Source organism: Mesorhizobium sp. C264A (genome assembly GCF_040324515.1).
Lineage (GTDB): Bacteria > Pseudomonadota > Alphaproteobacteria > Rhizobiales > Rhizobiaceae > Mesorhizobium.
Genome location: NZ_JAMYVY010000002.1, coordinates 1,205,056 through 1,226,788, shown reverse-complemented (window position 1 = coordinate 1,226,788; position 21,733 = coordinate 1,205,056). Strand labels below are relative to the sequence as shown.

The window sequence follows — 21,733 nt, the reverse complement described above, 5'->3', positions numbered from 1 at the left end:
GATCTCCCCCCTCGTGGGGGAGATGCCTGGCAAGGCAGAGGGGGGCGCTGTCCCGCCGACCTCTCATTCCTGCAGCCGCGTCATTTCAATTTTATGCTTGCTGATCCATACGCTGGCGATCCTTCGCGCCCCCCTCTGTCCTGCCGGACATCTCCCCCACGAGGGGGGAGATCAGCAGCTTCGGCGCCCCGCCCCTCACTCAACCAGATCGATCGTCTCGGTCGTCTTCTCCACGCAGATGAAGCAGCACGTATCGCACGGCTGGTCATTATCCGGCCCGACCCCGGCGGAGATCGCATCATTGCCGTTCACCCAGGCGCCGTAGCAGATGTTCTCGCCCGGATTGCACGAGATCGGCACCGATTTCTGCGAGCTCGGCTCGATCAGAAACACCTGACCACCGCCCGGCCACGACATCTTGCGGTCACGGCTGAACAGCTCCACCGCCACCGCCTGGCTGCGCAGGTTCTTGACGAAGAACGCCATGTCGGCGGCATGCGCCGGGGTGGCGATGAGGAGGACGGCAAGGGTGAGGCGGAGCATGGCGGCGGGTTTCCGAATCGGAGACGCACGCTCGCATGGTCGGGGAAGAAGCGCCATCTTCCCTTCTCCCCCTGTGGGAGAAGGTGGCCTCGCGAAGCGAGGTCGGATGAGGGGTGTTCCAGGAACGCAAGCGTCTCACTCCGCTGGAACACCCCTCATCCGGCTCGGCGCTATCGCGCCGATCCACCTTCCCCCACAAGGGGGGAAGGAAAAGTCAGCGCCCCACCTTCACATGCGGAGCCAGCCGCCGGATCGCGTCAATCACCTCGGCGACTTCAGCAACGTCCAGATCCAGCCGGCAAACGTCAGCACCAGGAACGGATAGCCGGCGGCGGGCAGCGGCGCCGAGGTGGGCAGCAAGGGCGCGCCCCACCATGCCCACCGTCACGACAAACAGGATGGCGCGCCGGCGAGCCGCATCCAGAGCGCAAAGGTATTCGCCGCGGCGATCAGAACGAGTGCCGCCGCCCACAGCGAAATGCCGCCGACATAGGAGGGCACGCTGGCCTCCAGCCCCGCCGCATTGCCGGCCAAAAGCAGGTTTCGCCGGCGAGGAAGGTGAGGAAGCCCGCGGCTACGCAGTCATTGCCCAGCCGCTGGTATTTCATCGTCAACAGTGCGGTGGCCACCACGAGTGCTGCCCCATCGATCGCCCAGAGCGTTTCGCGCAGCGGAGCGCTGGCGACGAAGGTGCCGGCCAGGCCGAAGGCGCCACCTATTGCGAGGCCGAGTGCAGCGACGGTGTCGGAAGTGGTGCGCATTCTCCCCCCAAGTGTCACAAAGATGGTTCTGCTACCAGATGGTTAACCCGGAACTGGTGACACTGAAACACGTTGTGATTCGCTTTTGGAATCCAATTGAGCCACGGTGTTCTTGGTTTGTTCTCTGTGACTCGAAAGGCACGCACAAGGAGAATGTGAATGAATCATGTCAGGGACATATGCGAATCATCATCTACAGTTCACTCTGAGTAAAAACTAAGGCAGCGAAGGGAGAAAATTATGAGGGTCAAGATAGAGAAGATCCGCTCGGGTAGTCACCCAAGCGAAGTTCTGGTTTCTGTCCACACCGTTAATGGCGACGAGCATCTGGTCGTGCATGAACGATCTGTAGCAGATGGGATGCTAGAAATAGGCTACCCCATCAATTCTCGCGGCTCAGAACATTTGGTGGAGTTACCCCGTGAGACTGTGAACGGAGCTTGGAGAGTTTGGGTTCCGTCTAATTCGGTGTTATAGCTCCCGCTAAATAGTTGGGGGCGGGAATGATTCTAACAGACAGAGAGATCCAAATCGCCATAGACAGTGGCGCAATAGTTGTTGATCCCGCCCCTTCTGACGTTGCTTATAGCTCTACAAGCCTCGATCTAACCCTCGATAAAACTCTGACGGGCTTTAAACAAATAACGGCTGGCTTGAATCTCTGCATCGATCCTTCGATAAAAGGGTTTGACCACGAAAAAGTCCTGTCTGATACGACCGAACAATTCGAAATTCACCCCGACAGGGGGTTCGAATTTGAACCCGGCAAGCTAATTCTCGCATGGACCCGAGAATTTGTTGAGCTGAAGCCTCATTCAAGAATCGCTGCCCGGGTTGAGGGCAAGAGTTCGATGGCCCGACTTGGGATCGGCGTGCACCTGACAGCACCAACTATACATGCTGGATTCTCGGGGCAAATCCGTTTGGAAATGGTCAACCACAACACCATTCCAGTTAAACTCAAGGCGGGCATGCGCATTTGCCAGCTAATTTTCGAGCAAACCGTTGGAACTCCAGTGCGTGGCTACAAGGGTAGGTTTGCCGGACAGACGGCCACCGAACGGAAGGGCTGAAAGGCCGTCCTCGCTTAATTAGCTGGCGCTCCTCACGCCCAACCGGCGGAGAGCGATCGCGCCTGTGTGAATCGCGCCCGCGAATCTGCCCGAGAGGAAACCTAGCCTTTTAAGGCGCCGCGATCTCCGCGGTTGGCATTTCCTCTCCCTCACAAGGTGGGGAGAGGTGGCCCGGCGAAGCCGAGACGGAGTGGGGGAGGACCCGCAAGCGCCACGAGTCGTCGGCAGATCAATCTATCTACATGCGCTTCGCAAGGTCTCCAACCATTGCCTTTCTAAACGGCTTGGTTTTGTCTGGCATTTCTACCACCTCTTCAGTGGTGGGGGTCAGCCATCCTTGCAAGCCGGTCGATTTTCGTATCACTTTCCGTCCGCCCTCCAACACCTCGGACGATTCCAAGGTCGCGATGCGCTCTTGAACATACGTTATGACGCCGCGCCCAATGACTTCTTCAAATATCCCGAGCTGTTCTCCCGTATCGGGATCCTTGATTTCTTCGCCCTGTCTATAGATAATATAATCTTGGCCGACCTTAACGCCTTCATTTTTGCCGACATTTAGGACGACCTTATATTCACTTATTACCTTGGCGACTTTGGGGTGCTTCATGGATCAATTAACCCGATTCGAGGGGTGCCAGGTTTGATGATTATTTCCTTGAAGTGATCTTTCGATCCGGACGCGAGGCTAGTCCAAATGTCGTCCGAGCCATCGTCGCGCTGAATTACCGACAGCTGCACTCTTCTATCGTCTTGGATATTAAATACCTCGGCGATTCCCAACAACCGCTCGAATCCATCATTTTGAGCAAGAAACAAGGCGTACACAAAACGATAAGATAGCCACGGGGCAGGCGAGATGAGAAATATGCCGGGGCCTTCTTTTTTGAATAATAAGACCTTGGGCCTCACAAGATCGGCGGACGGTCGACTAAGATAAAAATGGAGTGCAGTCCCGATATACACGAATGCCACTGTCGCCAGTGCTATCGAGATAGCTGGCGAGGTGAGTGTTGCGGTAGCTGGCAGAAGCAGTCCGGCAACCCATCCTATGAACGCCGCAACGCCGAAGGCGAAACCCCACGGCGCAAGCCACCAGCCGCGATCTCCTTCTCCGCCAGGTGCCACCCAATCTCCCCATTACTGAGGCACCACTTAGCATAGAACTCGCCCGCGCGTAATCCTGGTCTGGCTAACTCTTGGCCGCTATTCGTAGGCACCAACCGGCTTCTCAATCCCCCATCTTCAGCGCCTGGATAAACGCCTCCTGCGGGATATCCACCTTGCCAAACTGGCGCATCCGCTTCTTGCCCTCTTTCTGCTTGTCGAGAAGCTTGCGCTTGCGGGACACGTCGCCGCCGTAGCACTTCGCGGTCACGTCCTTGCGCAGCGCCGAGATGGTTTCGCGGGCGATGACCTTGCCGCCGATCGCGGCCTGGATCGGGATCTTGAACAAATGGTTCGGGATCAGCTCCTTCAGCTTCTCGCACATCTGGCGGCCGCGCTTTTCCGCCGCCGTGCGGTGGACCAGCATGGACAGCGCGTCGACCGGCTCTTCATTGACCAGGATCGACATCTTCACCAAATCGCCTTCCTTGTAGTCGGTCAGATGATAGTCGAAGGAGGCGTAGCCCTTGGAGATCGATTTTAGGCGATCATAGAAGTCAAAAACCACTTCGTTGAGCGGCAGGTCGTAGATCAGCATGGCGCGCTTGCCGACATAGGACAGGTCGGCCTGGATGCCGCGCCGGTCCTGGCAGAGCTTCAATATGCCGCCGAGATAGTCGTCCGGCGTCAGAATCGTGGCGCGGATCCACGGCTCCTCGATGGCCGAGATTTTCACCACGTCGGGCATGTCGGCGGGGTTGTGCAGTTCCTTGACCGAGCCGTCATTGAGCAGCAGCCGGTAGACGACGCTCGGCGCGGTGGCGATCAGGTCGAGGTTGAACTCGCGCTCCAGCCGCTCCTGGATGATTTCGAGGTGCAGCAGGCCAAGGAAGCCGCAGCGATAGCCGAAGCCGAGCGCGGCGCTGGTCTCCATTTCATAGGAGAAGCTGGCGTCGTTGAGGCGCAATTTGCCGACGGCGGCGCGCAGATCCTCGAAGTCGGCGGCGTCGACCGGGAACAGGCCGCAAAACACCACCGGCTGCGCCGGCTTGAAGCCGGGCAGCGCATGCGCCGTCTGGCGCTTGTCCTCGGTGATGGTGTCGCCGACGCGTGTGTCGGCCACTTCCTTGATCGAGCCGGTGAAGAAGCCGAACTCGCCGGGGCCGAGCTCGTCGACATTGATGCGGGCCGGCGTGAACACGCCGGTGCGCTCGACCAGATGTTTTGCGCCGGTGCCCATCATGCGGATGGTCGCGCCCTTTTTCAAAACGCCGTCGATGACGCGCACCAGAACGATGACGCCGAGATAGGCGTCGTACCAGCTGTCGACCAGCATGGCTTTGAGCGGTGCTGACGCATCGCCTTCGCGCGGCGGCGGCAATTGGTGGACGATGGCTTCCAAGACATCCGGAATGCCGAGGCCGGTCTTGGCCGAGATGAGCACGGCGTTGGAAGCGTCGATGCCGATGACCTCCTCGACCTGCTCGCGGATGCGCTCGGGCTCGGCGGCCGGCAGGTCGACCTTGTTCAGCACCACGACGATCTCGTGGTTGTTGTCGATGGCCTGGTAGACATTGGCCAGCGTCTGCGCCTCGACGCCTTGGCTGGCGTCGACGACCAGCAGCGAGCCCTCGCAGGCGGCCAGCGACCGCGACACTTCATAGGCGAAGTCGACATGGCCGGGCGTGTCGATGAGGTTGAGGATATAGTCCTCGCCATTGTTGGCGCGGTATTTCAGCCGCACCGTCTGCGCCTTGATGGTGATGCCGCGCTCGCGCTCGATGTCCATCGAGTCCAGCACCTGCTCCTTCATGTCGCGCAGCTCCAGCCCGCCGGTGGACTGGATCAGCCGGTCGGCAAGCGTGGATTTGCCATGGTCGATATGGGCGACGATTGAGAAATTGCGGATGTGGTCGAGAGGCGTGCTCATGGCGCGCGCTTTAGCAGGGGCGGGTTGCAGGGGCAAGCGGGGTGGCGGTGCCCTTGCCTTCTCCCCTTGTGGGAGAAGGTGGATGGGTGCGCAGCGCCGAGACGGATGAGGGGTGTTCCAGCTTGACGCCGGCGTTCTTTCACCGCCATGGCTGCAAACTGACATCCCTTACATAAGCGATTATCGTGGTGCAGACGCTGTCCATGTCTTTCAGGACATCGTCGTTCCAAAAGCGCAACACACGAAAGCCTCTCGCCTCCAGTTCCGTTCTACGGGCCTGGTCTGACTCTGAGTCCGCATGCTGACTCCCATCGATCTCGATGACGAGGAGTGATTCAAGACAAGCGAAATCGGCGACGTATTTTCCAACAGGAACTTGGCGCCGAAATTTGATCCGATCGAGCCTGCGGTCACGTAGTTCGTGCCACAGTTTGTCTTCCGCCTCCGTCATTTCACGTCGGAGCGAACGGGCAAAGTTTCGTTTGGCAGGAGCGACGGGCTGATGTGGCATGACGTTAGATTAACCAACGTCTCACTCCGCTGGAACACCCCTCATCCGTCTCGGCGCTTCGCGCCGATCCACCTTCTCCCACAAGGGGAGAAGGCAACGACGCGTCCGCCCCCAATCACGAAGCGGTGAACCATGTAACGAAGCCTCTGGCAGCGGCGAAGTGTGGGAAGAACCCGCCGCAACGGAGACCCCCAATGACTGGATCCAACACAAAACGCGCCGGCATGCTGGCTGCCGTAGGCGCGGCGCTGATGATGCTTGGCGGCGCCGCCTTCGCCCAGCCGCTCACCGTGGTCGAATTGTTCACCAGCCAGGGCTGTTCGTCTTGCCCGCCGGCCAATGCCAACCTGATCAAGGTCAAGGACCAGCCGGGCGTTCTGGCGCTGTCGTTCAACGTCACCTACTGGGACTATCTCGGCTGGAAGGACATTTTCGGCCGCGAGGAGTTCACCCAGCGCCAGGTGCGCTATGAGCCGTCGCTCGGCCGCTCCGGCCCGTTCACGCCGCAGGTGGTGGTCAATGGCGGTGCCGATGCGGTGGGCGCGGCATCAGGCGAGATCGAGCAGCTGATTTCCGCGAGCGGCCGCACGAACGGGCCGACGCTGTCGCTCGACGGCGGCAAGATCAGCATCGGCGCCGGTTCCGCGCCGGCCGGCCGCGCCGATGTCTGGCTGGTCCGCTACAACAAGGGCGTCATCGAAGTGCCGGTGGCGCGCGGCGAGAATACCGGGCGCACGCTGCCGCATGCCAATGTCGTGCACTCGCTGGAGAAACTCGGCAGCTGGAGCGGCGACGCCACCACACTGCCGCTGCCGGCGGCAAGCGGCGGGCTGAGCACCGCGGTGCTGGTGCAGTCGCCGGGTGGTGGGCCGATCCTGGCTGCAGCCGCCGACTGATTCTTTTTCTACGCAACGCCGCTAGCGCGGCATAACCGGGCTCGCATCCGCGCGCCCTCTTCAAGGAGGAAATACCATCATGACCAAGACCCTGACCGCGCTCGCTTTTGCGCTTTCGATGACCGGCTTCGCCGCCGGCGCCCGTGCCGACGAAGCGACCAACGCCATGAAGCCGGCGATGGCAACCGATGCGATGAAGCCCGTGACCGATGCCATGGCGCCGGCGACCGGTGCCATGAAGCCAGCCGACCCAATGGCGACGAATGCGATGAAACCCGCCACCAACGCCATGAAACCGGCCGACGCCATGAAACCCGCAACGGATGCGATGAAGCCGGCGGACGCCATGGCGCCCGCGCAATAAGGCTGGGTTCCATGGCCCGCCGCACAATGGCCGGGCCGGCGCACGGCAATTTGAGAAACCAGGCGGGACGTTCTGTCGTATAGTCTTCGCCACCATCAAGGAGATCAGACATGACCGGCATTGCAAGGACGAGAACGCCGATCTTCAAGAGCGCGCTTGCCGCGCTCATCGTCGCCGCCGCGGCGGCTGCCTTCTGGCAGAGCCCGGCACGCTCGGCCGAGGACGCGGTGGTGATCCCGCCGCCGGCAGTGGACGAGAAGGCCGCCAGCGGCAGCGAGAAGGCGATCTTCGCCGGCGGCTGCTTCTGGGGCGTGCAGGGCGTGTTCCAGCACGTCAAGGGCGTGACCAAGGCCGTCTCCGGCTACACCGGCGGCGCCAAGGATGACGCCGTCTACGAAACGGTGGGCAGCGGCCGCACCGGCCACGCCGAATCGGTCGAGATCACCTACGATCCGTCCAAGGTGACCTACGGCCAGCTGCTGCAGGTCTATTTCTCGGTCGCCCACAACCCGACGCAGTTGAACTTCCAGGGCCCCGACTCGGGCACCCAGTACCGCTCGACCATCTTTGCCGAGAACGATGCGCAGCAGAAGATCGCCCAGAGCTACATCGCCCAGCTCGACCAGGCCAAGGTGTTTTCAAAACCCATCGTCACCACGCTGGAGACGGGCAAAACCTTCTATCCGGCCGAGGAATATCACCAGGACTTTCTGACGCTGAACCCGACCTATCCCTACATCGTCTACAACGACCTGCCCAAGGTGGCGAATTTGAAGTCGCTGTTCCCGGGGTTGTACAGCGAGAAGCCGGTGCTGGTGCTGGCGGGGAAGAGCTGAGGGGCGATAGGACTTGGCCGGACGCAGAGAGCGGCGACGCCCTACCTGAGCCGCCAGCGGGACAGCACCCCCCTCTGCCCTTCCGGGCATCTCCCCCTCAAGGGGTGAGATTGGCAGCGTCGCTGACGGTGCTCATCTTGCAAGGTTGGCGAAGGCCGCAGTGAGAGCTGATCTCCCCCCTTGAGGGGAGATGGCCGGCAGGCCAGAGGGGGGGTGCCTCGCGCAAACCGCGATTAGAGAGCCCTTCAATCATACGTCAGATCCGTCGCCTTGCCCCCGAACACCCGATACGCATAGAACGAATAGAAGATGATCACCGGCAGCACGACCACCGTGCCGGCGAGGATGATGGCCAGGCTTTCCGTCGCCGACGCCGCCTGCCAGATGGTCAGCCTGTCGGGCACCACGAAGGGGTAGAACGACCAGGCAAGCCCGGCAAAGCCGAGCGCGAAGATGGCGGCGAGCGTCAGGAACGGCCGCAGCGCGTGGCGATCGTCGGGCTTGGGCAGGTGGAAGGTCTGCCGCCACAGCCACAGGAACAGCAGCGCCGACAGGATCGGCAGCGGCGACAGATAGAGCATTTCGGGCCAGACGAACCATTTGGCGAAGATGCGCGGACTGGCGAATGGGGTCGCCAGCGACACCGCCGCCATGCCGAGCGCGGTCAGCACCAGGGCTGTCCGCAGCCAGGCCACCGCCTTCCTCTGCAATTCGCCCTCGGTCTTGTAGATGACCCAGGCCGCGCCCATCGCTGCATAGGCCGCCGACAGGCAGAGCGCCACCAGCGCGCCGAAAGCGATGCCGCCAAAACCGACATCGAGGCCAAGCACATAGACGCCGAGCATATAGCCTTGCGCCAGCGAGGCGATGACGGAACCGAGGAAGAAAATGCGGTTCCAGCGATGCTTCTTGCCGGCGGGCACCTTGGCGCGGAAATCGAAGGCGACGCCGCGCAGGATGAGGCCGACCAAAAGCACGAAGACGGGAATGTAGAGTGCGGTGAGGATGACGCCATGCGCCAGCGGGAAGGCGACCAGGAGCAGGCCGACGGCCAGCACCAGCCAGGTCTCGTTGGCATCCCAGAACGGGCCTATTGCCGCGATCATGGTGTCCTGCTCGGCATCTTCGGCGACCGAGAACAGGATGCCGATGCCGAGATCGAAACCGTCGAGAATGACGTAGATCAGGATGGCGAGGCCCATCAGGCCGGCGAAGATCAAGGGCAGCGCGGTTGGCCAGTCGAAGGTCATCGGTCTGTCATCCCTCTCATCAACGGTTCTGCCCTTCGCTATGGCTCCGGGCGTTCGTCATTCGAAAAGCCAAATCGTTGGCTTTTCGTCCGCCACGCGGACCATTCTCACTCCGCTGCGGCCGGTTGCGACATCGCCGTCTTCATCACGCCCGGCAGCGGCGAGGTGTCGCCGTCCTTGGCCGCCTTCAGCGCCAGGTGCACCAGCACGCCGAGATAGGCGATCAGCAAAAGCACATAGAGGATGAGATAGATGGCGAGCGTCAGCGCGACATGGCTGCCGGCGACCGGGCCGATAGCGTCGGCGGTTTTCAGCACGCCGGTGACCAGCCAGGGCTGGCGGCCGATTTCGGTGGTGTACCAGCCGGCCAGCGTCGCCAGCCAGCCCGACAGCGCCATCGGCACCATCAGCATGGCCAGCGGCCTCGGCAGGCTGTGGCGGCGCTTGAGGAAGAAGGTCGCCGACCACGAGACGATGAGCATCAAAATGCCGGTGCCGACCATGATGCGGAAGCCCCAGAACACCGGGAACACCGGCGGGTGCAGGCCAGGATAGTCGTTGAGCCCCGGCACGATACCGCTGGTCGAATGCCGCAGCACCAGGCTGGCGCCGTCGGGAATGGCGATCTCGAATTTGTTTTCCTTCGCCGCCTCGTCGGGCAGCGCAAACAGCACCAGCGGCACGTTGGGGCCGGTGTTCCAGTTCGCCTCCATGGCGGCGATCTTCTGCGGCTGGTGCTCCAGCGTATTCAGCCCGTGCTGGTCGCCGGCGAAGATCTGGATCGGGATCAGGATGGCGGCGGTGAAGACGCCGGTGCGCAGCGCCTTCCACATCGATTCCGACCGGTCGCCGGTGAGGTAGCGCAGCGCCGACAGGCCGGCGATCAGGAACGACACCGTCAGGCCGGAGGCAAGCAGCATATGCGTCAGACGGTAGGGCATGGACGGGTTGAAGACGATCGCCCACCAGTCGACGGGATGCGCCTTGCCATCGATCATCTCGAAGCCGGCCGGCGTCTGCATCCAGGAATTGAGCGCAATGATCCAGAAGGCCGACAGCGTGGTGCCGCCGGCGACCAATACCGTCGCCAGCGTGTGGACGCGGTTGGAGACGCGGCGGAACCCGAACAGCATGATGCCGAGGAAGGCCGCTTCGAGGAAGAAGGCGGTGAGGATCTCGTAGGCAAGCAGCGGCCCGGCGATGTTGCCGACCTTTTCCATATAGCCCGGCCAGTTGGTGCCGAACTGGAAGCTCATGGTGACGCCGGAGACCACGCCCATGGCGAAGGACAGCGCGAACACTTTCACCCAGGTGAAATAGGCGCGCATCCAGGCGGAATCATTGGTGGCGTTGTAGCGGAGCTTGAAGAACAGCAGCACCCAGCCAAGCGCAATCGTGATGGTCGGAAACAGGATGTGGAACGAGATATTCGCCCCGAACTGCATTCGCGACAGGATGAGCGGGTCCATGCGGGCTCCGGCTGCTGTTGTTGGCGCAGAATAGGCGGCGGATGCGGTCCGGTCAAAGCGGCTTGGCGTCACGCGGGGCGCGTTGTCGCAGCAGATGGGATCAATCCGTCAGTGCCCCGATACCCCCATGACGAAACGGCAAAAGGGGAACGTTTGTCCACAATTGTCAGCAGCGGCATTGACTTCGCGCCGTACGCACCGACATTCAGCGCAATAATAATCCCCGCCTCTTTCAAACAGTCGTTTTCGGCCTCATGTCTTCCACTAATTTGCCTTCCATCATTTCGATTTCCGGGGTCACCAAGACCTACGCCACCGGCTTCAAGGCGCTGAAGGAAATCAACCTCGACATCGAACGCGGCGAGATTTTCGCGCTGCTGGGGCCGAACGGCGCCGGCAAGACGACGCTCATCTCGATCGTCTGCGGCATCGTCAACCGTTCGTCGGGAACGGTGACCGTCGACGGCCACGACATCAACCGAGACTACCGCGCCGCGCGCAGCCTGATCGGGCTGGTGCCGCAGGAGCTGACCATCGATGCGTTCGAGAGCGTCTGGGCAACCGTCACCTACAGCCGCGGCCTGTTTGGCAGGGCGCCCAATCCGGGCTTCGTCGAAAAGGTGCTGCGCGACCTGTCGTTGTGGGACAAGAAGGACGCCAAGGCGATCACGCTGTCGGGCGGCATGAAGCGGCGGCTGATGATTGCAAAGGCGCTGTCGCATGAGCCGCGCATCCTGTTCCTCGACGAACCGACGGCCGGCGTCGACGTCGAACTGCGCCAGGACATGTGGGCGATGGTGCGACGGCTGCGCGACGACGGCGTCACCATCATCCTCACCACGCACTATATCGAAGAGGCCGAGGCGATGGCCGACCGTGTCGGCGTCATCAACCGCGGCGAGATCATCCTGGTCGAGGGCAAGGCCGAACTGATGCGCAAGCTCGGCCGCAAGCGCCTGATCGTCGAATTGCGCAACCCGCTCACCGCCATTCCCGATGCATTCTCGCACTACGCGTTGGAGCTGTCGGGCGATGGCACACAGCTGACCTACACCTATGACAACCAGAGCGAACGCCCCGGCGTCGCATCGCTGCTGCGCGAACTCGAGACGGCAGGCATCCAGTTCCGCGACATGGACACGCAAAACAGCTCGCTCGAGGAGATCTTCGTCAATCTGTTGAGGCAAGAGCCATGAATTGGCGAGCAGTATGGGCGATCTACCGGGTCGAGATGGCGCGTGCGTTCCGCACCGTGCTGCAGAGCATCGTCTCGCCGGTGATCTCGACATCGCTTTATTTCGTCGTCTTCGGCTCGGCCATCGGCTCGCGCATCACCGAGATTGACGGCATCAGCTACGGCGCCTTCATCGTGCCGGGGCTGATCATGCTGTCGCTGTTGACGCAGTCGATCTCCAACGCTTCCTTTGCCATCTATTTCCCGAAATTCGTCGGCTCCATCTACGAGCTCTTGTCGGCGCCGGTGTCGTATCTGGAGATCGTCATCGCCTATGTCGGCGGCGCCGCGACCAAGTCGATCATCCTCGGCTTGATCATCCTGGCGACGGCCTCGCTGTTCGTGCCGCTCACCATCCAGCATCCGTTCTGGATGCTGGCCTTCCTTGTCTTGACGGCGGTGACCTTCAGCCTGTTCGGCTTCATCATCGGCATCTGGGCGAAAAGCTTCGAGCAGCTGCAGCTGGTGCCGCTGTTGATCATCACGCCGCTGACCTTCCTTGGCGGCAGCTTCTACTCGATCAACATGCTGCCCGAGGCCTGGCGCACGGTGACGCTGTTCAACCCGGTCGTTTATCTGATCAGCGGTTTCCGCTGGAGCTTTTACGGCAAGTCCGATGTCTCGGTCGCCGTCAGCCTGGGCATGACGATGGTGTTCCTCGCCATCTGCATCGCCATCGTCGCCTGGATCTTCCGCACCGGCTACCGGCTGCGCAACTGACCCTGCCGCTCTAAAGCGCGTCGCGTTTGAACGGACTCAGGCGACACGCATTAGGTCTTTGTTTTTATGCATGTCGTTTGCTCAAAATCGGGACCACTTTTGAGCGACATGCAAATAGGCGATCGCCCGTGCGCCGGTCAAATCAACAGTTTTGCTGGGGGCAAATTGGCCACGTTGGCCGCCACGCTTCTTGCTAGATCGCCTTGATGAGGCGCAGCAACCCCAGCATCTCGATCAGCCTGCCCTCGCGGAAGGCGATGTAGGTCGGTTCCTCGACGCCGTGGAAGCGGCGCTTGAACGCCGCCTGGCCCTTGAGGTTGAACTTGCTGCGGTTGACCCAGGGCGACTCATAGGCCCGCTCGAAGGCGTTGCGCCAGAAGCTTGATTCGGCAAAGCCGTTGGCTCCGACATCGAGCATCGGCGACAGGCCGAGCGTGACGACCGAAATGCCCTCATTGCGAAACCTGTCGACGGCGAATTTGGTCAGCCCGATCTCGGCATGCGGCGAGGCATCGATATGCTTGCGCTTGAACGAGGTGGTGTAGCCGATCACCTTGCCGCCGCTGAACATCGGATCGAAATCGAGCAAGGCGACGAGCTCGCCTTCCGGGCTGTAGAGCACGAAACGGCGCATATCGATGCCGAGATGATCGGCAAAGGGCCGGTTGAGGAAGGCCATCTCCCAGCGCTTGACGATGCGGTCTGCCCGCCAGTTCTGCGACAGGCGCTGGACCTCGTCGAGATAGACCGCTCCTTCGCCAAAGGAAAACCCCTTCTTCAAGAGCCAGCGTTCGGAATAGCGCACGGTTTCGTTGCGCTTGCCGGAAAAATCGTGAGCCGGCAGTTCCAGCCGCGTGTCGACGCCGAGACGGTTGACCTGGTAGCCGAGCCCTGCCAGAACGCGCGCCGTCGGTTCGCCGATCTGCACGAACCACGGGCTGTCGGCGGCTTCGACAAAGCGCCTGATATAGTCGGGCCGATCGGCCGGATGGGCGACCGGGTCACCGAGCGCGAAATGGTGCTTCATCTTGGTGCCGAAGCCGATGTAGCCGTCGGCGTCACCGAAATAGGACAGTTTTTGCTGCACGGCGGTCGAATAGGCCAGCGAGAAGTCGCCGTGGCGGCGGACAAGCGCCAGCCGCTCGACATGCGAAAAATCATGGCGCGGCACCTTGGCTGCGGCGCCCTCCAGCAGTCTGTCGAGAAAGATACGCAAGGAGGGCATGGTCGAGCTTCCGCGTGCCGATGATAAACAGAGGCTTGCCCCCAAGGCCTCGAATCAGTCGCATTGACGCGACCTCATTATCGATCATATCGCCCCTGTGCCATATGGGACGTGCCACATAGGACGGGTCCCCATGGCGCACTTAAAAGGAAATCTCGACCGAATGGCGGCTACGACAAGCGAAACGATGCCTATCGTCCTGGGGCCGAAAGGACCCGACGATACGGTTATCGTCATCGGCGCCGGAGCGGCGGGGCTGGCGGCCGCCGACGCGCTTGGCCGGCGCGGCGTGCGGGTCGTCGTGCTTGAAAAGGAGCCGCGGATCGCCGAACCGTGGCGAGGGCGGCACGAGAAGCTGACCCTCAACACGCATCGCGCGCTATCGGCCCTGCCCGGCCTTGCCTATCCGCCACGCACCGCCGCCTTTCCGAACAAGGATGCCATCGTCGGTTATCTCGAGGATTTTGCCCGCGCGCGCGGCATAAGGGTCGAATTCGGCACCGCCGTCGAGCGGATCGGACGCAGAGGCAATGGCTGGCTCGTCCATACGGGCCGGGAAACGCTGAGCGCCCGCAATGTCATCGTCGCCACCGGCCGCGACCGCTTGCCATGGACGCCGGACTGGCAAGGCAAGGCGACTTTCACCGGCAAACTTGTCCACGCCGCCGATTTCGGCACAGCGCAGGACTATGTGGGCAAAAGCGTGCTGGTGGTCGGGGCCGGAAATTCCGGCTTCGACGTGCTCAACCACCTCGTCCGCGCCGACACCAAGGCCATCTGCTTGTCAGCCAGGCAGGGTCCGTCGCTGATGCCGAAACGGATCGGCAAGGTCGCCGTGGCGCGCCTCGGCGGTTTCATGGCGATGCTGCCGACGTGGATTGCCGATGCCGCGATTGCCGCGACGCAGCGGCTGGTGTTCGCGACCTCGCCCGCTTCGGCCTGCCGCCGGCGCCGAAGGGCGGCGCCAGCCGGCTCGGCGTCGAGCAGATCGCCATTGCCGTTGACGACGGCGCCGTCGCAGCGCTGAAGGCCGGACGGATTTCGGTGGTGGCGCCGGTGGCGTCCTTCGAAAGCGCCGGCGTGCGGCTGAACGACGGCACGGTGCTCGAGCCGGATGTGGTGATCGCGGCAACCGGCTATCGCAGCGGCCTGGAGGCCATGCTGGGCGATCTCGGCGTGCTCGACGCCAAGGGCGTGCCGAAGGCCAATGGCGGCACCCCGAGCGGCCAGCCCGGCCTGTGGTTCATCGGCATGCGGCCAAGCCTGACCAGCTATTTTCACAGCGCCGGCCTGCAGGCCGAAGCGATTGCCCGTCAGATCGCCAGGAAGTTGTAGACGAGCGCTTCTGGACGGAGAACCACCGCGAACTTCGGGCTGCTGCTGTGGCGGGGACTGGTGGTTCAACGCATCTGCAAGATGGATCGAATATCCTGGCGATTGGCTGAAACGCCGATCCCGTCGTCTTCCACGGGCGAAGCAAGGAGCGTAGCGACGCGGCGCAGACCCCAGGATCCATGCCGTGACTTCTGAGCTACGCTGCGTTGCAGGTTCTGCTCCGCTGCTTCCGCGGCCAAGGTCCCGGCATGGATCCCTGGGTCTCCGCGACGGAGCTTCGCTCCTGCTTCGCCCAAGGATGACGAAGTCGAGATGCGTGCGGCCAACCTCCAAAGCAGGCGCTTGAATTCGTTCATTGCATCGTTATATAACATGTTATGGTTATCCAGCAGGCGGATCACCCATGGAAGACATCATTCGATCCCTTGGCTACCTCACCCTCGGCAGCAGGCTGAAGCGTATCGGCGAGCAGTTGCAGGCCGATACGAAGCGCGTGCTCGATGGGCTGGAGGTGCCGGTGCAGTCCAGCCAGTATCCTCTGCTGGCCGCGCTCGACCGGCTCGGGCCGCTGCCTGTCGGCGAGCTGGCGCTGTCACTGGGGATCACCCAGCCGGGGGTGACGCGCAGCGTGGCGCTGCTGGCCGAGTTGGGGCTGGTCGAGGCCGCGCCATCGAACGACGACCAGCGCCGCAGGATGATCTCGCTGACCGCGAACGGCCAGCGCCTGGTCGACAGGGCGAAGCGGGACGTTTGGCCGCGCATCGAGAACGCCGTTGCCGACTTGTGCAAAGGCCTTGCAGGGCCGCTTCTCGAACAACTCTCGGCAATGGAGGACGGCCTGGCGGCGGCCCCGCTCGACCGTCGTGTGAAACAGGATGTCGCGCCATGAGCCATGTCCTCGATCGTCCGGTCTGGAGCGCGCTCGACACGCGGCATCGGATCTTTGCGTATGGCGACAGGCTCGCCAGGCGCTATCCCTCCTCGATCGTCCCCTTCGCGGCTTCCGGGGCAGACGACGCTGAGAGCCTGCAGGCGCTCGCAAGCCTCATTCCTGCAGGTGAGAGCGTGTTCCTGCTCCAGGCGGACCCCATTGCCTTGCCGCCGGAACTGACCGCGACCGTGACCGCCTTCGGCGTTCAGATGGTTGCCGAGGCGCCATTGCCTTCCGTGTCGGACGAGCGTGTACAGCAGCTGACGCAGGACGACGCGGCCGAGATGCTTGCTTTGGCGTCACTGACCAGGCCCGGCCCGTTCACGCTCAAGGCGCTGAGCCTCGGCGAGTTCTGGGGCGTGAAGATCGACGGCCGGCTGGCGGCGATGGCCGGCGAGCGCATGAAGCAGCCCGGCTACAGCGAACTCAGCGGCGTCTGCTCGCATCCCGAATTTCGCGGCAGCGGCCTCGGCTGGCTGCTGTCGGTGTTCGTGGCCAACCGAATTTTTGCGCGCGGCGAAGTTCCCTACCTGCATGTCTATGCCAGCAATGCCGGCGCGGTCCGGTTGTACGAGTCCATCGGCTTCAGGCTGAGGGCAGAGATGAATGTGGCCGTCGTGCAGCGCGCCGGCTAGAGCGTTTCACCGTTTCACGGAAACGGCGAACCGCTCTAGGCCTTTGTTTTTTACGCAATTCCGGACGGAAACCGCTTCACACTTTCTGGAATTGCTCCAGGCCGCCTTGCGGGCCTCAGGCTGATTTCGGCTCCAGCCTGCGGAAACCCACGGTTTCCATAAGCATATCTTCCTCGACCATCCCGGCATTGTGCAGCGCAAGCAGGTTCAGCGCGATCTCCCGCGCCTCCGCCGAATCGGGATGCACGTCGCGCCTGCGGCAGGCTTCGTCGAACACGCGTTGCAGCCTGGCGATGTCGTCGGGTTTCAGCAGGCCACGGTCATAGACGGACTTTGGCATGGCACTCTCCTCCAGAAGAGGTAGGGCGCCATGTTTAAATGTCCATTCTTTTCCGGGGCTTGGGTGGGCAGCTGCCTGGGTTTGCGTTAATCCGGCCCGAGCGTTGCAATCAGACCGCGATCGTGCTGCCATTCATTCAGCCACCTCTCGTCATCGTCGGGCCTGTCTCGCCGCAGTCTGCTTGACGTGTCGGCGCGCTTGCGAAACAAGGGCTGCCACAAACGACAGCGAGGCACAAAAGTGAGTTTCTGGGGACTGGCGCAGCTCGTCGTTTCGACGGTGATCTTCCTGCTGGCGGCAATCGCGGCCAAGCAATGGGGGCTGGCGCCAAGCCTTGGCAAGATCGTGCTGACACTGGCGCTCTATACGGCGGGCAATCTGATGATGCTGCGGCTGGTTCGTGAGTTCGGCATGTCGGTGTCGTTCGGCCTGTCGGCGGTGATCCAGCTGGTGGCGGTCAATGTGGTGGCGCTGGTGTTCTTCGGCGAACGCGTCAATGCCTTGCAGGCGACCGGCATCGTGCTGGCCATCGCGGCGGTGGTGCTGATCTCGCTCGGGCCTTACCTGCAGGGGCGACTGTAATCCGATGAAGACCCCGCGTGCGTTCACCAACTGGCTTGAATTTCCGGTGCTGCTGGCCGGGCTGGTGATAGCCGCCGGGCTGTGGGGCTTCGAGGAACTGATGGAGGTGGCGCGGGCCACCACGCCGCACGCTTTCGATACTGAGATCCTGCTCGCTTTCCGAAAAGTGGGTCAGCCGGATGTTCCCGTCGGCCCGGCATGGCTGGAAGGCGCGATGCGCGACATCACCAGCCTCGGCAGCTCCAGCGTGCTGGCGCTGATCGTAACGGCGGTGATCGTCTACCTCCTACTGATCCGTAGGCCGAGGACGGCGCTGCTGATCTTTGTCGCGGTGGCTGGCGGGCAGCTGCTGTCGACCTTGCTCAAGGCCGGCATCGACCGGCCGCGCCCCGATCTTGTCTCGCACCTGGCCAACGAGACGTCGCTGTCGTTTCCCAGCGGCCACGCCATGCTGTCGGCGGTGACCTATCTCACGCTGGGCTCGCTGGCAGCGCGCTTCCTGCCGGGACGAACGACGAAAATCTATGTCCTCAGCCTGGCGGTGCTGGTAACGCTGCTGGTCGGCGTCAGCCGCGTCTATCTCGGCGTCCACTGGCCTTCCGACGTGCTGGCGGGATGGTGCGCCGGCTTCACCTGGGCGACGCTGTGCTGGCTGGCGGCGCGAATGCTGCAGCGGAACAAGGCGGTGGCCGATGGCAACGAGCCCGAAGACTGACGATCCGGAGCGACATTCAAATCAGCCGGTTGATCAGCCCGTGTCCGCAGCCTGCCAGCAGAAAAACCGCCGACAGCAAGGCTGCCGACGTCGTCAAGGTCCTGAAAATCTTCAACTGATATTTCCCCGCCATAAGAGCCAAGGCGGTTAACGTAGCATGCTCATCCCGTATCCCGCCATCCGGCTTTGTGGAGAGATCATGTTTCATGTATGCTTTATGATGGTTGAAACATCACTATGATTGTATTACACGTCGTCTCCGCAGACTCAGACGGGGGTTCCGACCGATGATCACTGCCGCGCAGATGCGCGCCGCGAGGGCGCTGGCCGGCATCGATCAGAAGACACTCGCCGAGCGTGCCGGCGTTTCGCTTCCGACAATCCAGCGCATGGAAGCGAGTGACGGCGTGGTCAGGGGTGTGGTCGATACGCTGATGAAGGTTGTCCAGGCTCTCGACGAGGCCGGGGTGGAGCTCATCGGCGAGAACCAGACCAGCGAGCGCGGCGGCCGGGGCGTGCGCCTCAAGCCGGTCGCGCCGCCGAACCCGCAAGGCTGAGCCGGCATATAGTCGCGACGGCGACCGCCGACAGTCCTGCCGACGATCCCGCCGCCTTCACGCAAGCGGAAGGCAGTCCATGGATCAGATCCGGCGGGCAGTGCATCAACCGGCCCAGAAGTCGGCAAAGCCGACATTTTCAGAGCTGTTCACGCCCAAGCTGGTGACGGTCTGGCGCGAAGGTTACCGCCTGCCGCAGTTCAAGGCCGACTTCATGGCCGGGCTGACCGTCGCCATTGTCGCGTTGCCGCTGTCGATGGCGATTGCGATTGCTTCGGGCGTGACGCCGGAGCGCGGCCTGTTCACGGCCATTGTCGGCGGCTTCATCGTCTCGGCGCTCGGCGGCAGCCGCTTCCAGATCGGCGGCCCGGCCGGCGCCTTCATCGTGCTGGTGGCGGCGACGGTGCAGCGCGAAGGCGTCGACGGACTGCTGCTGGCGACGATGATGGCCGGCATTTTCCTGCTCGCCATCGGCTATCTCCGGCTCGGAACCTATATCAAATTCATCCCTTACCCGGTGACGGTCGGCTTCACCGCCGGCATCGCAGTCATCATCTTCTCCGGCCAGATCGTCGAACTGTTCGGGCTGAGGCTTGCCGGGCCGGAGCCCGGGCCGCTGCTGCCGAAGCTGATGGCGATCGGCCACGCGGCCGGCACGCTCAATATCTCGGCAACGCTGGTGGCGGCGCTGACCATCGCCACCATCGTCGGGGTGAAGCGCTGGCGGCCCGGCTGGCCGGGCATGCTGATCGCCGTCGGACTGGCCTCCCTTGTCGTGGCGCTGCTTTCGCTGCCGGCGGAAACGATCGGCACCCGCTATGGCGGCATTCCGCGCAGCCTGCCGTTGCCGGCACTGCCGGCACTCAACCTCGACAAGGCGCTTGCGGTGCTGCCGGATGCGGTGGCTTTTGCGCTGCTCGGCGCCATCGAATCGCTGCTCTCGGCCGTGGTCGCCGATGGCATGACCGGGCGGCGTCACCGTTCCAATTGCGAACTGGTGGCGCAAGGCTTTGCCAACATCGCGTCTGCCCTGTTCGGCGGCATCTGCACCACCGGCACCATCGCCCGCACCGCCACCAATGTGCGGGCCGGCGCGCATGGGCCGGTTTCCGGCATGCTGCATTCGCTTTTTCTGCTGGTCTTCATGCTGGTGGCCGCACCAATGGCGAGCTACATCCCGCTTGCCGCCCTTGCCGGGGTGCTGGCGGTTGTCTGCTGGAACATGTTCGAGAAGCAGGCCTTCGCCACGTTGCTGCGCGCTTCGCGCGGCGACGCCCTGGTGCTGATGGCAACCTTCCTGATCGTCGTCTTCCGCGATCTCACCGAAGGCATCGTCGTCGGCTTCGCGCTAGGCTCGATCCTGTTCATCGACCGCATGGCCAAGTCGATCGCCGTGGAGGCGGATTTGCCGCTGGTGCAGGACGATGTCGCCGACAGCAGCGGCCGCGCCTACGATGCAAGCGAGGCAAGCGACGCCGACACCGTCGTCTATCGCATCTCCGGCGCCTTCTTCTTCGGCGCCGCCTCGACTGTCGGCACGGTGCTCGACCGCATCGCCGACCAGCGCAAGAACTTCATCCTCGATTGCTCGGCGGTGCCGTTCTTCGATTCCACCGCGGCCAATGTCATCGAGGGCGCGGCGCACAAGGCGAAGCGCGCAGGGGTGCGTTTCATCATCGCCGGTGCCTCGCCGCAGACACGGCGCATGCTGATCAACCACGGCGTCAAGCGGCCGCTGGTGACCTTTGCCGCCTCGATCAAGGATTCGCGGGCGCAACTCAAAGCCGCGCCCGCTGGCTGAGCCGGCAAGTGTGCGCCGTCAGTCCAGGCTCAGCACCGCGATCTCGCCCTCGTTCATCAGCGGCACGAAGATCCGCGTGCCGTCTGTGCCGATATCGGCGCTGCCCGGCTTGAACTGCTCTACAGCCTTCGGCGCCTCGCCGACTTTGTACCGATAGAGCGTGCCGGTCATGAAGGCGGTGGCGTAGATGCTGTCGCCGATGGCGACGACGCCGTCGAGGTCGGCAAAGTTTTGTGCGCCAGGCAGCGGCGTCACGGCTTTCGTCGCGAGATCGACCGACAGCAGGCCCCCGGGCGCGGCAGTGCTGAAGTCCGGCTTGATGCCCTTGCCCCAGGACGCCACGATCAGCCGATCGCGATCGGCAAAGATGCCGTTGGGTGCGGCGAGCTTCGCATCCTTCACGAACAGTTCCGGCTTGTCGCCGTCAATGCGGTAGATCGCATCGGCCAGCATGTCGGTGACATAAACCTTGCCCGAACTGTCCGATGTCACGTCATTGAGGAAAACGGCGCCGGGCACATCGATCGTCGAGATGAGCTTGCCGCTGGCGAGATCGACGATGCGCACCTTGGTGATGTCGGCGACGTAGAGCTTGCCGCCAGAGATCGCCGAGCCCTTCGGTGCATCCATGCCGGCGGTCCAGTGCCGGCTAACGACCTTGCCGTCCAGCGACAGCACCGAGAGATAGCCGTTGCCGTCGGCCTCCCCGGGATTGCCGACGATGTTGGAGACGATAATGCGATTGTTGGCGGCATCGAACAGCGCCGATTCGGGTTGCTCGAAGCCCGAGGCGCGCCAGAGTTCGGCGGCCTCGGCCGCAGGCACGAGCGCGATACCGAAGGCGGCGAGACAAATAGAGGGGATGAGGGTTTTCACGGCCAGGTCTCCTGTGGTGGATGGCGGAGAGCTAGAGATGTC

Annotated in this window: 26 protein-coding genes; 14 read left to right on the top strand and 12 right to left on the bottom strand. The window is 62.7% G+C overall.

Features of this window, described 5'->3' with window-relative positions; genetic code table 11:
* Positions 1-195: 195 nt before the first annotated feature.
* Positions 196-600, bottom strand: coding sequence for a hypothetical protein (locus NKL04_RS24970; protein ID WP_352724525.1), 405 nt, complete (start codon positions 598-600; stop codon positions 196-198).
* A 392-nt stretch (positions 601-992) separates the two neighbouring features.
* A complete protein-coding gene (locus tag NKL04_RS24965) occupies positions 993-1,304 on the bottom strand; it encodes a hypothetical protein (protein WP_245271448.1) in 312 nt (103 codons plus the stop codon).
* Between the two features lie 503 nt (positions 1,305-1,807).
* Between NKL04_RS24965 and dcd the strand changes: the two genes are divergently transcribed.
* A complete protein-coding gene (gene dcd / locus NKL04_RS24960; RefSeq protein WP_031209598.1) occupies positions 1,808-2,377 on the top strand; it encodes a dCTP deaminase in 570 nt (189 codons plus the stop codon).
* 238 nt (positions 2,378-2,615) lie between these two features.
* Here dcd and NKL04_RS24955 read toward each other — a convergent pair whose 3' ends face one another.
* The 4 genes from NKL04_RS24955 to NKL04_RS24940 all read right to left on the bottom strand — a co-directional run bounded on the left by NKL04_RS24955 (position 2,616) and on the right by NKL04_RS24940 (position 5,925).
* Positions 2,616-2,987 carry a hypothetical protein gene (locus tag NKL04_RS24955; protein WP_023701925.1) on the bottom strand — a complete coding sequence of 124 codons (372 nt, stop codon included), beginning with the start codon at positions 2,985-2,987 and terminating at the stop codon, positions 2,616-2,618.
* Entirely contained in the window at positions 2,984-3,505 is a 522-nt protein-coding gene (locus tag NKL04_RS24950) for a hypothetical protein (RefSeq protein ID WP_156951497.1), read from the bottom strand. Before NKL04_RS24950 ends, NKL04_RS24955 begins: the two co-directional genes overlap by 4 nt.
* A 103-nt stretch (positions 3,506-3,608) precedes the next feature.
* A complete protein-coding gene (lepA, locus tag NKL04_RS24945; RefSeq protein ID WP_023701927.1) occupies positions 3,609-5,414 on the bottom strand; it encodes a translation elongation factor 4 in 1,806 nt (601 codons plus the stop codon).
* Between the two features lie 139 nt (positions 5,415-5,553).
* The gene (locus NKL04_RS24940) at positions 5,554-5,925 is read right to left on the bottom strand and encodes an endonuclease domain-containing protein (RefSeq protein WP_031209602.1); all 372 of its coding nucleotides are present in this window, start codon (positions 5,923-5,925) and stop codon (positions 5,554-5,556) included.
* A gap of 194 nt (positions 5,926-6,119) precedes the next feature.
* On the opposite strand from NKL04_RS24940, the gene NKL04_RS24935 reads away from it, so the two are divergent.
* The 3 genes from NKL04_RS24935 (at position 6,120) to msrA (ending at position 8,021) form a co-directional block, all read left to right on the top strand.
* The gene (locus NKL04_RS24935; protein ID WP_031209604.1) at positions 6,120-6,821 is read left to right on the top strand and encodes a DUF1223 domain-containing protein; all 702 of its coding nucleotides are present in this window, start codon (positions 6,120-6,122) and stop codon (positions 6,819-6,821) included.
* Between the two features lie 79 nt (positions 6,822-6,900).
* Positions 6,901-7,185, top strand: a complete 285-nt coding sequence (locus NKL04_RS24930) for a hypothetical protein (RefSeq protein WP_023701930.1) — start codon at positions 6,901-6,903, stop codon at positions 7,183-7,185.
* 110 nt (positions 7,186-7,295) lie between these two features.
* On the top strand, positions 7,296-8,021 hold the full coding sequence (msrA, locus tag NKL04_RS24925) for a peptide-methionine (S)-S-oxide reductase MsrA (RefSeq protein WP_023701931.1): 726 nt from the start codon (positions 7,296-7,298) through the stop codon (positions 8,019-8,021).
* Positions 8,022-8,266: 245 nt separating this feature from the next.
* Here msrA and NKL04_RS24920 read toward each other — a convergent pair whose 3' ends face one another.
* Positions 8,267-9,271 (bottom strand): cytochrome d ubiquinol oxidase subunit II, encoded by a 1,005-nt coding sequence (locus NKL04_RS24920; protein WP_023701932.1) that lies wholly within the window; start codon positions 9,269-9,271, stop codon positions 8,267-8,269.
* Between the two features lie 107 nt (positions 9,272-9,378).
* Positions 9,379-10,740, bottom strand: a complete 1,362-nt coding sequence (locus NKL04_RS24915) for a cytochrome ubiquinol oxidase subunit I (RefSeq protein ID WP_023701933.1) — start codon at positions 10,738-10,740, stop codon at positions 9,379-9,381.
* A 269-nt stretch (positions 10,741-11,009) separates the two neighbouring features.
* Between NKL04_RS24915 and NKL04_RS24910 the strand changes: the two genes are divergently transcribed.
* Positions 11,010-11,936, top strand: coding sequence for an ABC transporter ATP-binding protein (locus NKL04_RS24910; RefSeq protein WP_023701934.1), 927 nt, complete (start codon positions 11,010-11,012; stop codon positions 11,934-11,936).
* Entirely contained in the window at positions 11,933-12,694 is a 762-nt protein-coding gene (locus tag NKL04_RS24905) for an ABC transporter permease (protein WP_023805830.1), read from the top strand. The genes NKL04_RS24910 and NKL04_RS24905 overlap by 4 nt, the downstream gene beginning before the upstream one ends.
* A 193-nt stretch (positions 12,695-12,887) precedes the next feature.
* On the opposite strand, the gene NKL04_RS24900 is transcribed toward NKL04_RS24905, so the two are convergent.
* Positions 12,888-13,919, bottom strand: a complete 1,032-nt coding sequence (locus NKL04_RS24900; protein ID WP_023701936.1) for a phosphatidylglycerol lysyltransferase domain-containing protein — start codon at positions 13,917-13,919, stop codon at positions 12,888-12,890.
* 163 nt (positions 13,920-14,082) lie between these two features.
* On the opposite strand from NKL04_RS24900, the gene NKL04_RS24895 reads away from it, so the two are divergent.
* The 4 genes from NKL04_RS24895 (at position 14,083) to NKL04_RS24880 (ending at position 16,820) form a co-directional block, all read left to right on the top strand.
* Complete coding sequence (locus tag NKL04_RS24895) at positions 14,083-14,946, top strand: FAD-dependent oxidoreductase (RefSeq protein ID WP_023701937.1); 864 nt, start codon at positions 14,083-14,085, stop codon at positions 14,944-14,946.
* A gap of 29 nt (positions 14,947-14,975) precedes the next feature.
* The gene (locus tag NKL04_RS24890; protein WP_245271450.1) at positions 14,976-15,254 is read left to right on the top strand and encodes an NAD(P)/FAD-dependent oxidoreductase; all 279 of its coding nucleotides are present in this window, start codon (positions 14,976-14,978) and stop codon (positions 15,252-15,254) included.
* Positions 15,255-15,657: 403 nt separating this feature from the next.
* Complete coding sequence (locus NKL04_RS24885; protein WP_023701940.1) at positions 15,658-16,143, top strand: MarR family winged helix-turn-helix transcriptional regulator; 486 nt, start codon at positions 15,658-15,660, stop codon at positions 16,141-16,143.
* Positions 16,140-16,820, top strand: coding sequence for a GNAT family N-acetyltransferase (locus NKL04_RS24880; protein ID WP_352724522.1), 681 nt, complete (start codon positions 16,140-16,142; stop codon positions 16,818-16,820). Before NKL04_RS24885 ends, NKL04_RS24880 begins: the two co-directional genes overlap by 4 nt.
* 115 nt (positions 16,821-16,935) lie before the next feature.
* On the opposite strand, the gene NKL04_RS24875 is transcribed toward NKL04_RS24880, so the two are convergent.
* Positions 16,936-17,160 (bottom strand): hypothetical protein, encoded by a 225-nt coding sequence (locus NKL04_RS24875; protein ID WP_023673272.1) that lies wholly within the window; start codon positions 17,158-17,160, stop codon positions 16,936-16,938.
* Positions 17,161-17,400: 240 nt separating this feature from the next.
* Between NKL04_RS24875 and NKL04_RS24870 the strand changes: the two genes are divergently transcribed.
* Both NKL04_RS24870 and NKL04_RS24865 read left to right on the top strand, forming a co-directional pair.
* The gene (locus NKL04_RS24870; protein WP_031209608.1) at positions 17,401-17,742 is read left to right on the top strand and encodes a hypothetical protein; all 342 of its coding nucleotides are present in this window, start codon (positions 17,401-17,403) and stop codon (positions 17,740-17,742) included.
* A 4-nt stretch (positions 17,743-17,746) separates the two neighbouring features.
* Positions 17,747-18,457, top strand: a complete 711-nt coding sequence (locus NKL04_RS24865; RefSeq protein ID WP_023701943.1) for a phosphatase PAP2 family protein — start codon at positions 17,747-17,749, stop codon at positions 18,455-18,457.
* Between the two features lie 16 nt (positions 18,458-18,473).
* Here the strand turns inward: NKL04_RS24865 and NKL04_RS24860 are convergent, their stop codons facing one another.
* The gene (locus NKL04_RS24860) at positions 18,474-18,665 is read right to left on the bottom strand and encodes a hypothetical protein (protein ID WP_023687515.1); all 192 of its coding nucleotides are present in this window, start codon (positions 18,663-18,665) and stop codon (positions 18,474-18,476) included.
* A 79-nt stretch (positions 18,666-18,744) separates the two neighbouring features.
* Between NKL04_RS24860 and NKL04_RS24855 the strand changes: the two genes are divergently transcribed.
* Both NKL04_RS24855 and NKL04_RS24850 read left to right on the top strand, forming a co-directional pair.
* Entirely contained in the window at positions 18,745-19,014 is a 270-nt protein-coding gene (locus NKL04_RS24855; RefSeq protein WP_023687514.1) for a helix-turn-helix domain-containing protein, read from the top strand.
* A 79-nt stretch (positions 19,015-19,093) separates the two neighbouring features.
* Positions 19,094-20,815, top strand: a complete 1,722-nt coding sequence (locus NKL04_RS24850) for a SulP family inorganic anion transporter (RefSeq protein ID WP_023692975.1) — start codon at positions 19,094-19,096, stop codon at positions 20,813-20,815.
* Positions 20,816-20,833: 18 nt separating this feature from the next.
* On the opposite strand, the gene NKL04_RS24845 is transcribed toward NKL04_RS24850, so the two are convergent.
* A complete protein-coding gene (locus NKL04_RS24845; RefSeq protein ID WP_023692976.1) occupies positions 20,834-21,691 on the bottom strand; it encodes an NHL repeat-containing protein in 858 nt (285 codons plus the stop codon).
* Positions 21,692-21,733 lie beyond the last annotated feature (42 nt).

Excerpts from the sequence above, each read along its gene's own strand:
- NKL04_RS24970 (WP_352724525.1), bottom strand. The coding sequence starts at position 600 with ATGGCGCTTCTTCCCCGACCATGCGAGCGTGCGTCTCCGATTCGGAAA.
- NKL04_RS24965 (WP_245271448.1), bottom strand. The coding sequence starts at position 1,304 with ATGCGCACCACTTCCGACACCGTCGCTGCACTCGGCCTCGCAATAGGT.
- dcd (WP_031209598.1), top strand. The coding sequence starts at position 1,808 with ATGATTCTAACAGACAGAGAGATCCAAATCGCCATAGACAGTGGCGCA.
- NKL04_RS24955 (WP_023701925.1), bottom strand. The coding sequence starts at position 2,987 with ATGAAGCACCCCAAAGTCGCCAAGGTAATAAGTGAATATAAGGTCGTC.
- lepA (WP_023701927.1), bottom strand. The coding sequence starts at position 5,414 with ATGAGCACGCCTCTCGACCACATCCGCAATTTCTCAATCGTCGCCCAT.
- NKL04_RS24940 (WP_031209602.1), bottom strand. The coding sequence starts at position 5,925 with ATGCCACATCAGCCCGTCGCTCCTGCCAAACGAAACTTTGCCCGTTCG.
- NKL04_RS24935 (WP_031209604.1), top strand. The coding sequence starts at position 6,120 with ATGACTGGATCCAACACAAAACGCGCCGGCATGCTGGCTGCCGTAGGC.
- NKL04_RS24930 (WP_023701930.1), top strand. The coding sequence starts at position 6,901 with ATGACCAAGACCCTGACCGCGCTCGCTTTTGCGCTTTCGATGACCGGC.
- msrA (WP_023701931.1), top strand. The coding sequence starts at position 7,296 with ATGACCGGCATTGCAAGGACGAGAACGCCGATCTTCAAGAGCGCGCTT.
- NKL04_RS24920 (WP_023701932.1), bottom strand. The coding sequence starts at position 9,271 with ATGACCTTCGACTGGCCAACCGCGCTGCCCTTGATCTTCGCCGGCCTG.
- NKL04_RS24915 (WP_023701933.1), bottom strand. The coding sequence starts at position 10,740 with ATGGACCCGCTCATCCTGTCGCGAATGCAGTTCGGGGCGAATATCTCG.
- NKL04_RS24905 (WP_023805830.1), top strand. The coding sequence starts at position 11,933 with ATGAATTGGCGAGCAGTATGGGCGATCTACCGGGTCGAGATGGCGCGT.
- NKL04_RS24900 (WP_023701936.1), bottom strand. The coding sequence starts at position 13,919 with ATGCCCTCCTTGCGTATCTTTCTCGACAGACTGCTGGAGGGCGCCGCA.
- NKL04_RS24895 (WP_023701937.1), top strand. The coding sequence starts at position 14,083 with ATGGCGGCTACGACAAGCGAAACGATGCCTATCGTCCTGGGGCCGAAA.
- NKL04_RS24885 (WP_023701940.1), top strand. The coding sequence starts at position 15,658 with ATGGAAGACATCATTCGATCCCTTGGCTACCTCACCCTCGGCAGCAGG.
- NKL04_RS24880 (WP_352724522.1), top strand. The coding sequence starts at position 16,140 with ATGAGCCATGTCCTCGATCGTCCGGTCTGGAGCGCGCTCGACACGCGG.
- NKL04_RS24875 (WP_023673272.1), bottom strand. The coding sequence starts at position 17,160 with ATGCCAAAGTCCGTCTATGACCGTGGCCTGCTGAAACCCGACGACATC.
- NKL04_RS24865 (WP_023701943.1), top strand. The coding sequence starts at position 17,747 with ATGAAGACCCCGCGTGCGTTCACCAACTGGCTTGAATTTCCGGTGCTG.
- NKL04_RS24860 (WP_023687515.1), bottom strand. The coding sequence starts at position 18,665 with ATGAAACATGATCTCTCCACAAAGCCGGATGGCGGGATACGGGATGAG.
- NKL04_RS24855 (WP_023687514.1), top strand. The coding sequence starts at position 18,745 with ATGATCACTGCCGCGCAGATGCGCGCCGCGAGGGCGCTGGCCGGCATC.
- NKL04_RS24850 (WP_023692975.1), top strand. The coding sequence starts at position 19,094 with ATGGATCAGATCCGGCGGGCAGTGCATCAACCGGCCCAGAAGTCGGCA.